The sequence below is a fragment of the Paraburkholderia sp. SECH4 genome (assembly GCF_030511745.1).
Taxonomy (GTDB): domain Bacteria; phylum Pseudomonadota; class Gammaproteobacteria; order Burkholderiales; family Burkholderiaceae; genus Paraburkholderia; species Paraburkholderia madseniana.
Genome location: NZ_JALOCP010000004.1, coordinates 46,171 through 60,545, shown reverse-complemented (window position 1 = coordinate 60,545; position 14,375 = coordinate 46,171). Strand labels below are relative to the sequence as shown.

14 protein-coding genes, 1 tRNA gene and 1 riboswitch are annotated in these 14,375 nt (G+C 62.2%); of the genes, 2 read left to right on the top strand and 13 right to left on the bottom strand.

The window, feature by feature from the left end; translation table 11 throughout:
* Positions 1–63 precede the first annotated feature (63 nt).
* On the bottom strand, positions 64–1,020 hold the full coding sequence (miaA, locus tag M0D67_RS07510) for a tRNA (adenosine(37)-N6)-dimethylallyltransferase MiaA (protein WP_266238376.1): 957 nt from the start codon (positions 1,018–1,020) through the stop codon (positions 64–66).
* Between the two features lie 43 nt (positions 1,021–1,063).
* Positions 1,064–3,109, bottom strand: coding sequence for a DNA mismatch repair endonuclease MutL (gene mutL, locus M0D67_RS07505; protein ID WP_266238374.1), 2,046 nt, complete (start codon positions 3,107–3,109; stop codon positions 1,064–1,066).
* A gap of 273 nt (positions 3,110–3,382) precedes the next feature.
* On the opposite strand from mutL, the gene M0D67_RS07500 reads away from it, so the two are divergent.
* Positions 3,383–4,060, top strand: coding sequence for a DedA family protein (locus M0D67_RS07500; protein ID WP_154565853.1), 678 nt, complete (start codon positions 3,383–3,385; stop codon positions 4,058–4,060).
* A 166-nt stretch (positions 4,061–4,226) separates the two neighbouring features.
* On the opposite strand, the gene M0D67_RS07495 is transcribed toward M0D67_RS07500, so the two are convergent.
* From M0D67_RS07495 to ydfG, 11 genes are all read right to left on the bottom strand, one after another.
* On the bottom strand, positions 4,227–5,039 hold the full coding sequence (locus M0D67_RS07495; protein ID WP_154565854.1) for a mechanosensitive ion channel family protein: 813 nt from the start codon (positions 5,037–5,039) through the stop codon (positions 4,227–4,229).
* A 193-nt stretch (positions 5,040–5,232) separates the two neighbouring features.
* Complete coding sequence (locus tag M0D67_RS07490; protein WP_308112558.1) at positions 5,233–5,697, bottom strand: hypothetical protein; 465 nt, start codon at positions 5,695–5,697, stop codon at positions 5,233–5,235.
* Between the two features lie 330 nt (positions 5,698–6,027).
* Positions 6,028–6,103, bottom strand: a tRNA-Lys gene (locus tag M0D67_RS07485).
* A gap of 195 nt (positions 6,104–6,298) precedes the next feature.
* Positions 6,299–7,048 (bottom strand): tol-pal system protein YbgF, encoded by a 750-nt coding sequence (ybgF, locus tag M0D67_RS07480; protein ID WP_171926338.1) that lies wholly within the window; start codon positions 7,046–7,048, stop codon positions 6,299–6,301.
* Positions 7,049–7,067: 19 nt separating this feature from the next.
* Positions 7,068–7,577, bottom strand: coding sequence for a peptidoglycan-associated lipoprotein Pal (pal, locus tag M0D67_RS07475; protein ID WP_035552920.1), 510 nt, complete (start codon positions 7,575–7,577; stop codon positions 7,068–7,070).
* 32 nt (positions 7,578–7,609) lie between these two features.
* Entirely contained in the window at positions 7,610–8,902 is a 1,293-nt protein-coding gene (gene tolB, locus M0D67_RS07470) for a Tol-Pal system beta propeller repeat protein TolB (RefSeq protein WP_266238372.1), read from the bottom strand.
* Positions 8,903–9,041: 139 nt separating this feature from the next.
* On the bottom strand, positions 9,042–10,034 hold the full coding sequence (gene tolA, locus M0D67_RS07465) for a cell envelope integrity protein TolA (protein ID WP_266238371.1): 993 nt from the start codon (positions 10,032–10,034) through the stop codon (positions 9,042–9,044).
* The gene (gene tolR / locus M0D67_RS07460; protein ID WP_171929043.1) at positions 10,031–10,474 is read right to left on the bottom strand and encodes a protein TolR; all 444 of its coding nucleotides are present in this window, start codon (positions 10,472–10,474) and stop codon (positions 10,031–10,033) included. Before tolR ends, tolA begins: the two co-directional genes overlap by 4 nt.
* A 10-nt stretch (positions 10,475–10,484) precedes the next feature.
* Positions 10,485–11,162, bottom strand: a complete 678-nt coding sequence (gene tolQ, locus M0D67_RS07455; protein WP_154566575.1) for a protein TolQ — start codon at positions 11,160–11,162, stop codon at positions 10,485–10,487.
* Between the two features lie 155 nt (positions 11,163–11,317).
* Positions 11,318–11,797, bottom strand: coding sequence for a tol-pal system-associated acyl-CoA thioesterase (gene ybgC / locus M0D67_RS07450; protein ID WP_266238619.1), 480 nt, complete (start codon positions 11,795–11,797; stop codon positions 11,318–11,320).
* Positions 11,798–11,867: 70 nt separating this feature from the next.
* Entirely contained in the window at positions 11,868–12,614 is a 747-nt protein-coding gene (ydfG, locus tag M0D67_RS07445) for a bifunctional NADP-dependent 3-hydroxy acid dehydrogenase/3-hydroxypropionate dehydrogenase YdfG (RefSeq protein WP_093644681.1), read from the bottom strand.
* Between the two features lie 238 nt (positions 12,615–12,852).
* Positions 12,853–12,961, top strand: a riboswitch (ZMP/ZTP riboswitch).
* Positions 12,962–13,127: 166 nt separating this feature from the next.
* Here ydfG and glyA point away from each other — a divergent pair.
* Positions 13,128–14,375: a serine hydroxymethyltransferase gene (glyA, locus tag M0D67_RS07440; RefSeq protein WP_154566577.1), complete on the top strand. Its 1,248-nt coding sequence runs from the start codon at positions 13,128–13,130 to the stop codon at positions 14,373–14,375.

Sequence of the window (14,375 nt, the reverse complement as noted above, 5' to 3'; positions counted from 1 at the left end):
CTGCTTGACCAAAGGCTGGTTTGCCTGCGCGGCGTACAGAAAGAACGTCGCGCGGGTAAAACCTCAAATTAACGCTTCAATCAAGCTCACGACCTGCCCGGTAGCATTGGGGTCGCAGCAATCAACAACAACCCGCTCTGTCATGCTGCGCAGCCATGTGAGCTGCCGCTTGCACAATTGCCGGGTAGCAAAGACCCCCTTGTCCCGCATGGTCGAGTAATCGACCACCCCGTCGAGATATTCCCAGACCTGCCGATATCCCACGCAGCGCATGGACGGCATCTCGGGCAACAGATCTCCGCGTGCGCGCAATTTCACCACTTCGTCGATAAAGCCGTCGGCCAGCATGGCGTCGAAGCGCTTTTCGATGCGCGCATGCAGCCAGCTTCGATCGGATGGCTCGAGCGCAATGGGCACAAAGCGCCACGCCAATGCGGCGTCATCCGTTCGAGCGGGCGCGGCTAGCAAAGCGGACATCGCTTGCCCCGTCAGCATGAAAACTTCGAGCGCCCGCTGAATTCGCTGCGAATCGTTCGGCGCCAGACGCGCGGCCGTAACGGGATCGACAGCGGCAAGCCGCGCATGCATTGCGGGCCAGCCGTCGCGTGCGGCGTCGGCATCGAGCGTTGCGCGAACGTCGGCATCGGCGGCGGGCAGGTCGTTTAGCCCTTGAGTGAGTGCCTTGTAGTACAACATCGTCCCGCCGACCAGCAAGGGCAGTCGCCCGCGCGCGCTGATCTCGCCGATCAGGCGCAACGCGTCGCTGCGAAATTCCGCCGCCGAATATGCGTCCGTCGGATCGACGATGTCGATCAGATGATGCGGCGCCACCGCGCGTTCTTCCGCCGTCGGTTTGGCAGTGCCGATATCCATCTCGCGATACACCAGCGCCGAATCGACACTGATGATTTCTACCGGCCGCCGTGCGGCCAGCGCCAGCGCGGCAGCGGTTTTACCGGATGCGGTCGGGCCGAGCAGGCAAGGGATCGGCGTGGGTGTGCGTGAAGTGCTTGAGGTCATAGGCAAGACGGCGCGCGCCGAATCAGCGTAATCAGGCGCACCGTCACTGTCCACGCATGAACAGCCGATCGAGATCGGACAGCGTCAACTGATACCACGTCGGACGCCCGTGGTTGCATTGGTCGGCGCGCTCGGTCGCCTCCATCTGGCGCAGCAGGGCGTTCATTTCGTCGAGCGTCAGACGCCGGTTCGCGCGCACCGCGTGATGGCAGGCGAGCGTGCCGAGCAGTTCGTGCTGACGCTCCGTCAGTACGCGTGAACCGCCGAACGCATGCAGGTCCGAGAGGACCGCACGGGCCAAGGCCTGCAGATCGGCGTCTTTCAGCAGGGCGGGCACAGCGCGGATCGCGAGCGTAGTCGGCGACAGCACCGCGAGGTCGAAGCCGAGTGCGTCCAGCGTGTCGCGCTCTTCTTCGACCGTGCCGATTTCGATCGGATCGGCCTGCATGGTCTGCGGGATCAGCAGCGGCTGCACGGCAATCGTGCGATCGGCCAGCGCGTTTTTAAACTGCTCGTACAGGATGCGCTCGTGCGCGGCGTGCATATCGACAATCACCAGTCCATGCGCGTTCTGTGCAAGCACATAGATGCCGTGAATCTGGCCGAGGGCGAAGCCGAGCGGCTGCTCGTCCGAGGCATTGAACGCAGGCGATGTGTACGGCCCTGAGGCGTTGTACGGGGACTGCGCTTCCGTAGCCGAGTCGCGCGCTTCGAAGAGCGTCGCGCCTTCCGCTGTGCCGGTGTTCGTGTCTCTACGACCGAAGAGGGCGTCGTAGAAGGCCAACGGTTGGGCAACCGGCAGCGTGCCTTGTGTCATGCGCGCCTGGCGCATCCAGGTATTGCCCGGCTGCGAGGATCCGGATCCGCCAGCAAAGCCGCCGCCCGGGCCGCCTACGCCTGCACTGGTGCCAAAGCCACCGCCGCTTCCAGCGCCCGCGCCGCCGAGCGGTGTAGCGCCGAACGAAGCCGGACCACCCGGAGACGCTTCCAGATGCGCCGCGTGCCCACCGGCGGTCGTTTCCGGCGACGCGCCTGCGTGCCGCGCCAACGCACGCTGCACCGCGTGGAATACGAACTGGTGAATCGAGCGTGAATCGCGAAACCGCACTTCGATTTTCGACGGATGCACGTTCACATCGACCGCTTCTGGCGGCAGATCGAGAAACAGCACGTAGGACGGATAGCGGTCGCCGTGCAGCACGTCTTCGTAGGCGGCGCGCACGGCGTGCGTGAGCAGCTTGTCGCGCACGAACCGGCCATTGACGAAGAAATACTGCTGATCGGCGCGTCCGCGGCTCGCGGTCGGCAGGCCGGCGCAGCCGTAGACGGCGAGCGGTCCAGCGGATTCGTCGAGCGGCAAATGAGCCGTCGCAAAGGTTTCGCCGAGGATCTTGGCGACCCGCACGGGCGGTTCGCTGGCGTTCCAGTGTTCGACCGCCTTACCGTTATGCAGGACCGAAATCGCCACATCCGGCCGCGCGAGCGCAGCGCGACGAATCTGTTCGAGGCAATGGCCAAGTTCGGTCTGCTCGCTTTTCAGGAATTTGCGGCGCGCGGGCGTGTTGAAGTACAGCTCGCGGACTTCGATCGTGGTGCCTTGGGTGCCCGCGGCGGGGCTCAGCACTCCCGTTTGCGCGTCGACGCGCACGGCGTGCGGCGCGTCCGCCGTGCGGCTCGTAATGGCCATCTGCGCGACGGATGCAATCGACGCCAGCGCCTCACCGCGAAACCCCAGCGTGGCAACCGCTTCCAGTTCGGCGAGCGAGCGGATCTTGCTGGTCGCGTGACGCATCAGCGCGAGCGCGAGTTCGTTTTCGGGGATGCCGCAGCCGTCGTCGGTGATCGAGATGCGTTTGACGCCGCCTTCGTCGAGCAGGATGCGCAGCGTCTGCGCGCCGGCGTCGAGCGCATTTTCCAGTAATTCCTTGACCACCGAGGCCGGCCGCTCGACCACTTCGCCGGCGGCAATCTGGCTGATCAACTGATCGGGCAAGGGCTGGATCGCCCGCAACGGGCGTGGGACGGGCGCGGCGGCGGAAACTGCGGCCGCGTCGGCGGTGCCGGCAGGCGTTTCGGAGAATTCTGACATGGCGAAATTATAGCGATTCGGCGCGAACAGGCTGGATGGGGGCCGAAGGTAGGAATCGGCGCGGTCGTGCGGCCGGTGATCGCAGAACTGCAGAATCGCCGCACGGCGTCGAAATTGTCCGCGCAAGCCAGATTTTTAATCGCAGCCGGGCACTTTCGGTATCATGACGCGGTCAATTTCCAGCGGCGAGCATGCGCTCGTTGCTCATCGCCCGCAAGGCTGCTGACGCGGCCGCTTCCGCCACGCTCACATTCGCTCAATAAAGGACGCTTTTTGGACACGCTGCTACAGTTCGCCAACCTTGTCTTGCACATCGACAAGTTTCTGGGAGTCTTTATTCACGAGTACGGCGCCTGGGTCTACGCGGTGCTGTTTCTGATCGTGTTCTGCGAAACCGGGCTGGTCGTCCTGCCGTTTCTGCCGGGCGATTCACTGCTGTTCATCGGCGGTGCTTTTTGTGCGACCGGCGAAATGAATCTCGGTTTGCTGATCGTGCTGCTGCTCGTCGCTGCGATCACCGGCAACACGGTTAACTACATGGTCGGGCGGTCCATCGGGCCGCGGGTGTTCAATTCGCGCATCCCTTTCCTTGAGCGCTTCCTCGACCGCAGCGCGCTGCAGAAGACTCATAACTTCTACGAGAAGCATGGCGGCAAGACCATCGTGCTGGCGCGTTTCATTCCGGTGGTGCGGACTTTCGCCCCATTCGTGGCGGGCGCGTCGGAGATGACGGTTAGCCGGTTCCAGCTTTTCAATGTCCTGGGTGCGCTGCTCTGGGTGTTGCTGCTGGTGTTCCTCGGTTACTTCTTCGGCAACATTCCGTTCATCCGGCAGTATTTGAACCTGATCGTGCTGGTGGGTATCGGCGCGGCCGTGGTGCCGGTTGTGCTCGGCGCGCTGTGGAAAGTGACGCGCAAGAAGAGCGACGCGGCCAAGTCGGGTAGCCGCTAACGCTTCACGTAGTACGAAGCTGAACGAACAAACGGCGTCACGAATCTCGCGACGCCGTTTTCGTTTTGCGGTCGGGCTTCTGGTCAGTTGAAGCGCTGAGGCAGCGAACAACGCTTCACCTTAGCGGACGTCAGCCTCGATCCAGAGACCTGAGCCCCGATAGTGCTCAACTGACGATACGCGGCGCAAGCGGTGTTTCCGGTGTCGGATAGCCTGCGTCCTTGAAGGTCTGGATGATCGCGCGGTTGGTGTCGAAGTAGACCTGCCAGTAATGGTCGGTATGCGTGTAGGGCCGTACGCACAGCAACGGTCCTTCCGGCGTGAAGCTCAGTACTTCGATATCCGGTGCGGGACTCTCGGCCACGTTGGGGATTTGCGTAACGGCCGCCTTCAACCGGACCATCGCATCCGTAGGATCGACGCCGTTCGCAATCTTCGCGGTCAGCTCGACGCGCCGCACCGGCAATGCGCTGTAGTTCGAGATTGTGTCCGAAAAGATCTTGTTGTTACCCACGATGGTTACCACATTGTCGGGCGTCACGATGGTCGTGCCGAACAGGCCTAGTTCCGAGACCGTGCCCGTGACGCCGCCCGCCATGACGAAATCCCCCACCTTGAACGGCCGCAGCACCTGCATGAAGATGCCTGCCGCGAAGTGAGCGAGCAAGCCGCCCCACGCCGTGCCGATTGCAAGACCGAGGCCAGCGAGCAACGCGGCGAACGAGGTAGTCTGGACGCCGAACACCTGCAGGATCGCAAGGATCAGCAGCAGGTTCAGCAGTGCGCCGAGAATCGAACCGAGGTAATGAGCGAGTGTTGGATCGACGTGGCCGTTTTTCGACAGCAGTTTGCGAAGCAAGCCGGTGATGAGGCCGATGACCCACCGGCCGACGATCCACAAGACGATTGCGCCGAGTACCTTGGTGCCGAGGTCGATGCCTCGGGTCATGATGAACACGCGTACGGTTTCGAGATCCAAGATGTTCCTCGCTGGATGAGTTGCCTTCGACTGATTGAACGGCGGTAGTGCAATACAGCGGCAAATGCCCGGCGACGGGCGCAAACGGCAAATCTCGATCTTCGAAAGTTATACGCGACGGCGCGTGCAACCGCAAGGTCCGTTCCTGTTGATGATGCGGATTGCGTAAGGGAAGAAAACGGGCCGTGTGGGACTACATCGGCGGTTGAGATTCGGAGTACGGGGACGTGCGAATGACCAGCGTGTTGTGGTTGGTTTTGGCGGCGCGCGCGCGACGTGCCACGTAGCGCGACGCCAATGCGGCAATGGCAGCAAGCACATACGCGCTGGCGCGTTCGAAGAACGCGGCCGGCGTGCTGAGTTTGCCATAGCGGCTCTGCGCATCGGCGAACACGAGAAAGGTTAGCGCGGCATCGAGCAGCAAGGCGGCCGAAATCATTGCGACGAAAATGTGCGCACCATTGAGCGCGGCGCCGGGTACGAACCGGTTGCACAGATGACATGCGCTCAGCACGATAGCCAGCAAAACAAGGTTCGAGACGAGGTCGAACAGAAAATTGGTCATGTTGACAGAATGAAAGCGCAGGGATCTGCGGCGTTGCCAAAGCGTCTGCTCACGCAGCGTTGCAGCGTGATTCGCAGAATCGGCGGCGATCATTGCACGTCTTCACGTCTCAATAAATATCAATGTTCGGAGTCCGTTGTATCTGTTTCGTATCGAAGAGGCGTGATGTAAGAGGGGGCCCGTGGGTGCGTGGGGTTTTGTGATTGGCGCTGTGAGAATGCTTCGCACGCGTGTAAAGAGTGCGGCGATATCGTTCCGATTTCGTCGCTTTCGCTCGTCACTCAAACGGTGTTTCTCGCGACGCCATTCGGTTGGGGCGATACGGACGAATGGTGACGGCGTGATTCGCCGAGACCGCGCGCGGATTCGAGCCGCAAAAAGAAAAGGGCTTGCACGCTGACGCGTGCAGGCCCTTGAATCTTTTGGTAGGCCGTACGGGATTCGAACCTGTGACCAACGGATTAAAAGTCCGCTGCTCTACCAGCTGAGCTAACGACCCAAAAGAGAAGCGAGATTATAGCGATAGGACCTATGGCCTGTCAACCCATGGTGGTGAGTCGAGCTTTCCGCACTTCAGATAGTGAAAAGCCCGAGGTATCGCTACCCCGGGCTTTCCGGCGAGAGGCGCGCGTGGCCGTTAATTTGGAGACTGCGCAGCCACTGCGCGTTACATCAACTGCCAAACCCTGTACGACTACTTGATCTGCGACAGCTTGCTCTGAGCCGACTGCGCGACGTCCGAGCCGCCGTACTGCGCGACGATCTGCTCCAGCGTCTTCTTGGCCGCAGCCTTCTGACCTTGCTCAAGCTGATTGTTCGCAATCGCGAGCAGCGCTTCCGGCGCACGCGGATGCTGCGGATACTTAGCCACCACACCTTGCCAGGTCGCCGTTGAGCCCTTGTAGTCGCGCAGCGCATACAGCGCGTTGCCGAGCCAGTACTGCGCGGTCGGCTGGTAAGGACTGTTCGGAAACTTGGAGATGAAGCTGCGGAACGAGGCCGCCGCATTCTTGAAGTCGCCGTTGCGGAACAACTGTGACGCCGCATTGAACGAATCGGTTTCGCCCGGCTGCACCTCACCCTGGACGCCATCCACCGTCTGTTGCTGCGGCTCGAATTTCTTCAGGCGCGTGTCCAGATCGGTGTAGTAGTCCTTCTGCTGTTTTTGCAGCGTGGTGAGTTGGTTGCCCATATCCTCGTTCTGCCCACGCAACGTTGCGACCTGCTGATTCAACTGGTCGAGGCGGTTGGACTGATCGAGGATCGTGCGCTGTGCGGCCGACAATTGGCTCGACAGGCTATCGGTCTTCGAACGCAGATCGAGAATGGCCTGACGGGCCTGATCGTCGTCAAAGATGCCCGCATGCGCAGGCATAGCCGCGAAGGCCGTGCCCGCGACGCAGGCCGCTGCGGCAAACCGCAGCCAGGAGAAACGATGCGTCATTCGGCTCATCACCTGTTACTTACTGTTGGTACACGAGGTCGGCGCGGCGGTTTTGTGCCCACGACGATTCGTCATGACCGGTAGCTTGCGGCTTTTCCTTGCCGAGGCTCACGGCTTCCATTTGCGAGTCCGTCACGCCCATCAGCGACAGCGAACGGCGCACAGCTTCAGCACGCTTCTGACCAAGCGCCAGGTTGTACTCGCTGGTACCGCGTTCGTCGGTGTTGCCCTGGATCAGGACGTGACGTTGCGGATGGCTCTTCAGGTATTGCGCGTGTTGTTGCAGCAGCGATTGATAGTCGTCCTTGACCGAGTAGCTGTCGAAGTCGAAGTAGATGCTGCGCTTGGCAAGCGGGCTGTTCGGATCGTTCAGCGGATCGACGTTGACCTGAGCGACATCGGTCGGATTCGGTTGCGTCGAAACTGCACCACCCTTGTTAGCGTTTTCGTCGAGCTTGACGCCCGAGTGACATGCGGCCAACGCACCGACCATCAATACGGCAAATGCGAAACGAAGTTTTGACATCATTTTGTTACTCTCCTTGTGTTGTTGCATGAACGTTACTGCATAAACGGGCCCCAGGATGGCTCGCGTACGCTGCCACCCTGAACGGAAAGGACCTGCCGAGTGCGACCGTCGGTCGATACTGCGGCCAACACGCCACGGCCGTTCACCTCTGTGGCGTAAAGAATGTACTGACCGTTCGCCGCGAAGCTCGGCGATTCGTCATGTGTGGTGTCCGTCAGGCCCGTTGCCGTGTTGCCTTGCAGGTCCTGGATATACAGCCTGAAGCCGCCGCCGACGCGCGAAATATAGGCGAGCTGCTTGCCGTCCGGGCTGACGCGCGGGCTGGTGTTGTAGCTGCCCGTGAAGGTCACGCGTTGCGCGGCGCCGGCGTTCTCGCCCTGGGCCGACATCTTGTAGATCTGCGGTTGGCCGCCACGGTCGCTGGTGAAATAGATCGACTGGCCGTCAGGAGAGAAGCACGGTTCAGTGTCGATCGAACTGCCTTGCGTCAGGCGCCGCAGGCCGCTACCGTCCGCATTGACGGCGAAAATCTGCGTGTTGCCGGTGCGCGAAAGCGCGACGGCCAGCGTGCGGCCGTCCGGCGACCATGCCGGCGCACTGTTGTTACCCTTCTGGTCCGATACGACCACGCGACGGCCCGTAGGCAGGTCGTGGATGTAGACGATCGGCTTCTTCTTTTCGAACGAAACGTAAGCGACCTTGGTGCCGTCAGGCGACCAGGCGGGCGAGATGATCGGCTCGGGGCTCGACAGCGCGATGTGCGCGTCCTGGCCGTCCGAATCGGAGATCTGCAACTGATAACGGCCACCGGTCTTGATGACGTACGACAGGCGCGTGGCGAACACGCCGCGGCCGCCCATCAGCTTCGCGTAGATATAGTCCGCAACCTTGTGTGCGCTCATGCGCAAGCCGCTTTCCGGGCTCACCAGCACGAGGCCGCCCAGGCTTTCGCCCTTGACTGTGTCGTACAGCTTGAAGCGCACTTCGTACTGGCCGTTCGGCAAGCGGTTCACGCTGCCCGACACGAACGCGTTGGCGCCCTTGGCCTTCCAACTGCCGAGGTCGACGGAATCGGTTTCCGCGACGGGCGTGCTGCCCGCGTCGATATTCGTGAATTTGCCGCTGCGTTGCAGATCCTGACGCACGATCGTACTGACCTGCTGCGGCGAGTTCGCTTCATTGGCGAAATTCGCCGTTGCGATCGGAAACTGGGTGGACCCGACGCCTGTCACGAGGACGTTGAGTTGTGCGTGGGCGGCGCCGCCGACGGCGATCAGGCACGATGCTACAAGTGTCCGCAGGCCTAGCTTGGTCATCAAACTCATGCTGAATGGTTTCCCCAAAAACGGTTTTACTAACACTTCACGACAGCAGAGAGACCCGAAAACATCTAATTCGTTCCCGGGCGCGCCGCGCTGGGCGGGGCGCGGCGTCTGCTGTCAACTGACTGTCAAACTGTTGCAATCAACCTGCCGGGCGCAACGTAATCTTGAAGCTGGTCGGCGTCTTCCCGTCGATGTCCTGAGGCATCGGATTGGAACGCTGGACGGCCCGCAGTGCCGCATCGTCCCACGCCGAGTTGCCGCTGCTGCGCGCGATCTGCGCGTCCAGCAGCGTGCCAGTCGGCGAGCAGCGCACGGAGATGACGGTCTCCAGACCTTCCGTTTCGCCACCCCACGAGATATTCGGGCGCACCACACGACGCACCTTGTCCGCGTAACCCGGCGATGTCGCCGTGCCACCCGAGCCGCTACCCGTGCCGCTCTTCGCGAGTCCATTGCCGGTCGAACCCGGGGCGCCTGCCGAACCTTGCATCTGGGCAAGCCGCTCACGACGTTCCGCATCCAGCTTCTTGGCTTGCGCCGCTGCATCGGCCTGCGCCTTGGCCTTCGCCGCTTTCTGCGCATCGGCTTTCTTCTGCGCCTCAGCGTCGGCTTGTTTCTGCTGCTCCTGCTGCTGCTTTTGCTGGTCGGCCAATTGCTGTTGTTTCAGCTTGTCGGCCTGCTGCTGTTGCTGTTGTTGCAACTGTTTCTGCTTGGCCGCGGCCGCTTTTTGCGCAGCCTGATCGGCCGCCAGTTGCTGCTGGCGCTTCGCCTCGGCTTCCTGCTGGGCTTGCAGCTTCTGCTGACGCAGTTGCTCGGCCAGTTGCGCCTGACGGGCCGCTTCCTGTTGCTGGCGTTTCTTTTCCTGTAGCGCGATATCGGCCTGTTCATCCGGCAGCGGCGGGGCAGGGGCGACGGGAACGGGCGGCGGTGGGGGCGGGCGCGGAATCGCCGAGTCCGGCACCTCGGTCCACAGTTCGGCCTCCGCGCCTGCCGGCGTGCTGTTCTGCCATTGAATGCCGTGATACAGGAAGAACCCGAGCAGCGCGTGCATCACCAGGGCGAACACAAAGGCTCGCCAGGTGCCGCGTTCACGCGGCGGCTGAAGCGGGTATTCGGAATTCTGGCGGATCATTGTGATTTGACGAGCAATCCAACGCGCTTGACACCCTGAGCCTTCAACTCGGACATCACGTTCATCACGACTTCATACTTCACGGTCTTGTCGGCGGCGATCACGACAGGCTGGTCAGGGTGCGACTGCGCGCGGTCCGAGATAAAGCCGTGCAGACCAGCCTTGGTCATGTCTTCCTGCTGCTGCGCGCCCGCGTCGTCCTTGTATTTGACGCTCATATTGCCGTCCGCGCGAATATTGACGATCACAGGCGGGGTTTGCTGCTGAGGCGCGGCGCCGCCGACGGTCGGCAGATTGACGATCGACGGGGCGACGAGCGGCGCGGTCACCATGAAGATCACGAGTAGCACGAGCATCACGTCGATGTACGGCACAACATTGATGTCGGCCATCGCGCGGCGCTGACGGGAGCCGCGCATGCTGGAGGAAGAGCCTGCCATCGTGGACTCCTTAATGTGCCTGACGCTGCAAAATGTTCGAGAACTCTTCGATGAAGGTCTCGAAGCGGATCGCCAGACGGTCGATGTCGTGCGCGTAGCGGTTGTAGGCGACCACGGCCGGAATCGCAGCGAACAGGCCGATTGCGGTGGCGGTCAGCGCTTCGGCAATGCCTGGAGCTACGTTCGCAAGCGTAGCCTGTTGCACGTTGGCGAGGCCGCGGAACGCATTCATGATCCCCCACACCGTGCCGAACAGACCGATATACGGGCTGACCGAGCCGACCGACGCGAGAAACGCCAGATTTGCCTCGAGCACGTCCATTTCACGCTGGAACGCGGCGCGCATGGCGCGGCGTGCGCCGTCGAGAATCGCGCCTGAATCGTTCAGGCGCTTTTCCTTGCCCTTGAGGAATTCGCGCATGCCGGACTCGAAAATCCGTTCCAGTGCGCCGATCGTGTGGCGGTTGTTCGCGGCGCTCTGATAGAGCGCCTGCAGGTCGCCGCCCGACCAGAAATCGCGTTCGAAGCGCTCAGTTTGCGCGCGCGCCCGGCGGATCGCAAACCACTTGCGGAAGATGAAAGTCCACGACAACAGCGACAGCAGAAGCAGCAGCGCCATGACGGCCTGCGCCAGCAGGCTCGCATTGAGTACGAGAGAAACGATCGACAGATCTTGTGTAGTGTTCATAAAGGTTCGTTTTAACGTCCCGGAAGGGGGCGTCCGGCTGCAAGGCCGCTCGAAGCTTGCCGTGAGCAAAACGGAAGCATCGGCGATATTGCAAGCCGAACCATGCTTTGTGTTGCTTGATCGATACGAGTTCACTGGCCCCGTAACAACGGGGTTCAGTCGTTGTCCGTTGACATGCCACCGTCGTTCACGCCCGGCCCGCGCCGCAAAGCCGCGAGAACCGGCGGAGGAATCGCGACCGGCCGCAGCGCAACGCGCTCGACGCAGCCGACCCGGATGGAGCCGGTAGCAAGCAGCGTGCCGTCCCGCCACGCTTCCTGCGCAAAATCGACCGACGCGCGGCCAAGACGTTCGATTCGGCTCACCACTTTGACGACATCGTCGAGCCGGGCCGGTGCCCGATAGTCGACTGCGGTGCTGCGCACGACGAAGATTGCGCCCGATTCGCCGGCGAGACGGTTCTGGTCGACGCCGCACGCGCGTAGCCATTCAGTGCGCGCACGTTCGAAAAACTTCAGATAATTCGCGTAAAACACGATGCCGCCGGCGTCGGTATCTTCGTAGTACACGCGGATTGGCCACGTGAAGCCGATTTCCGTGCCGGGCTGGCTGGTCGACATATTCATGCGGCGCATTTTACCGGAACGCACACCCCGAGGTCTGTTTCAAGATGTGCGCCCCGTCTGGCGGGCCTCAGCCGGGATTTCAGCCGCGATGAACGGACAAAGCGGAGAAGGATTGGGCCACCGGCATCAGCTCGATCGTGTTGATGTTGACGTGAGCGGGGCGCGTGGCGATCCAGTAGATCGAGTCGGCGATGTCTTCGGGTGTCAGCGGTTGTACGTTCTCGTACATCTTGGCCGCTTTTTCGTCGTTGCCACGGAAACGCACGTTCGAGAACTCGGTGCCGCCGCACAGGCCCGGCTCGATGTCGGTCACGCGCAGTGCCGTGCCGGCCAGATCGGCCCGCAGATTCAGACTGAACTGGCGCACGAACGCCTTGGTTGCGCCGTACACGTTGCCGCCTGCGTAAGGCCAGCTGCCGGCCGCCGAGCCCAGATTGAAAATGTGCCCGCGGTTGCGCTCCACCATGCCGGGCAGGAGCGCATGCGTGACCTGCACGAGGCCGGTGCAGTTGGTCTCGATCATGGTGTTCCACTCGTCCAGACTCGCTCTTTGCGCCGGCTCGATGCCGAGCGCGAGGCCGGCGTTATTGACGAGCACGTCGAGTGCGGCGAAATCGGCGGGCAACGAAGCCGGCACGGCCTCGACGGCGGCGCGGTCGCGCACGTCGAGTTCATACGGCAGAAGGGCGTCGCCGAGTTCGTCGGCGAGTGCCTGCAGGCGGTCCTTGCGGCGCGCGGTGGCGACGACACGATGGCCGCCCTTGACGAAAGCACGAGCGATAGCGGCGCCAAATCCTGCGGACGCTCCGGTGACGAACACGATCATTGCAGTTCCCTGGTTGGTAGGAGAGAAAGGCCCCAAGCCTACTTCCAATGCGGCGCTGCGGCAAGGATGAACCAGTCGCACGACTGGCTGCGGCAGTGACGCGAAGCGGGTGCCGGGCGCGCTTTCATCAGACGTTTGCGCGCCACTCGCAGCGGCGCCAGGACCGGCTTCGCGAGCGCCCGCCGGCCCGGCAGGAAGCCGGTTGCCTATTCGATCCTCTTCCAATAAACTAACGCGCTCATCCCTGCGTGACTGGCGATAGAACCGATTCGAGCAATCGGGTTCAAGGTGGAGCAACCCACCGTGAAGCGCAGGGAGCCGTTTTGCCGTTCGCCTGGGCAGCCGTGATCCGCGCGCATTGATCTGCGCTGACGGTGGCTGTCCTGCCTCGCGTGTGCGGCGACTCTCCATCCGCCACGTCAGGGCTGGCCCAGCCGCCAGCAGCGCTGCGTACCCTCTACGCAAGATTCGGCGCACGATCCGGTCAACCTGCACACACTCAACGGAATCCGTATGTTTGATAGAGCCCAAAGCACCATCGCCAACGTCGATCCTGAACTCTGGAAGGTCATCGAGCAGGAAAACCGCCGTCAGGAAGAGCACATCGAACTGATCGCGTCGGAAAACTACACGAGCCCGGCCGTGATGGCTGCACAAGGCTCGCAACTCACGAACAAGTACGCCGAAGGGTATCCGGGCAAGCGTTACTACGGCGGTTGCGAGTATGTCGACGTCGCAGAGCAACTGGCGATCGACCGCGTGAAACAACTGTTCGGCGCCGAAGCCGCCAACGTGCAGCCGAACTCCGGCTCGCAGGCGAACCAGGGCGTGTTCTTCGCCATGCTCAAGCCGGGCGACACGATCATGGGCATGAGCCTCGCGCACGGCGGTCACCTGACGCACGGTTCGCCGGTCAACATGTCGGGTAAGTGGTTCAACGTGGTGAGCTACGGCCTGAACGAAGCCGAAGACATCGACTACGACGCTGCTGAGAAGCTGGCTCAGGAACACAAGCCGAAGCTGATCGTGGCCGGCGCGTCGGCGTTTTCGCTGCGCATTGACTTCGAACGGATGTCGAAGATCGCCAAGTCGGTCGGCGCGTATTTCATGGTCGACATGGCGCACTATGCCGGCTTGATCGCCGCGGGCGTCTACCCGAACCCGGTGCCGCACGCCGATTTCGTCACCACCACCACGCACAAGAGCCTGCGCGGCCCGCGCGGTGGCGTGATCCTGATGAAGGCCGAGTTCGAAAAGCAGATCAATTCGGCAATTTTCCCGGGCATTCAAGGTGGTCCGCTGATGCACGTGATCGCCGGCAAGGCCGTCGCGTTCAAGGAAGCCCTGTCGCCGGAGTTCAAGGCGTATCAGCAGCAGGTCGTCGAGAACGCGCGCGTGCTGGCTGAAACGCTGGTCAAGCGCGGACTGCGCATCGTGTCTGGTCGCACTGAAAGCCACGTGATGCTGGTCGACCTGCGCGCGAAGAAGATCACCGGCAAGGCAGCGGAAGCGGCGCTCGGCGCGGCGCACATCACGGTCAACAAGAACGCGATTCCGAACGACCCGGAAAAGCCGTTCGTCACGAGCGGTGTGCGTCTCGGCTCGCCGGCCATGACCACGCGTGGCTTTGGCGTGAAGGAAGCGGAGCAGGTGGGTAACCTGATCGCCGACGTGCTGGACAATCCGGAAGACGCAGCCACGATCGAACGTGTGCGCGCGCAAGTCGCCGAGCTGACCCAGCGCTTCCCGGTTTACCGCTAA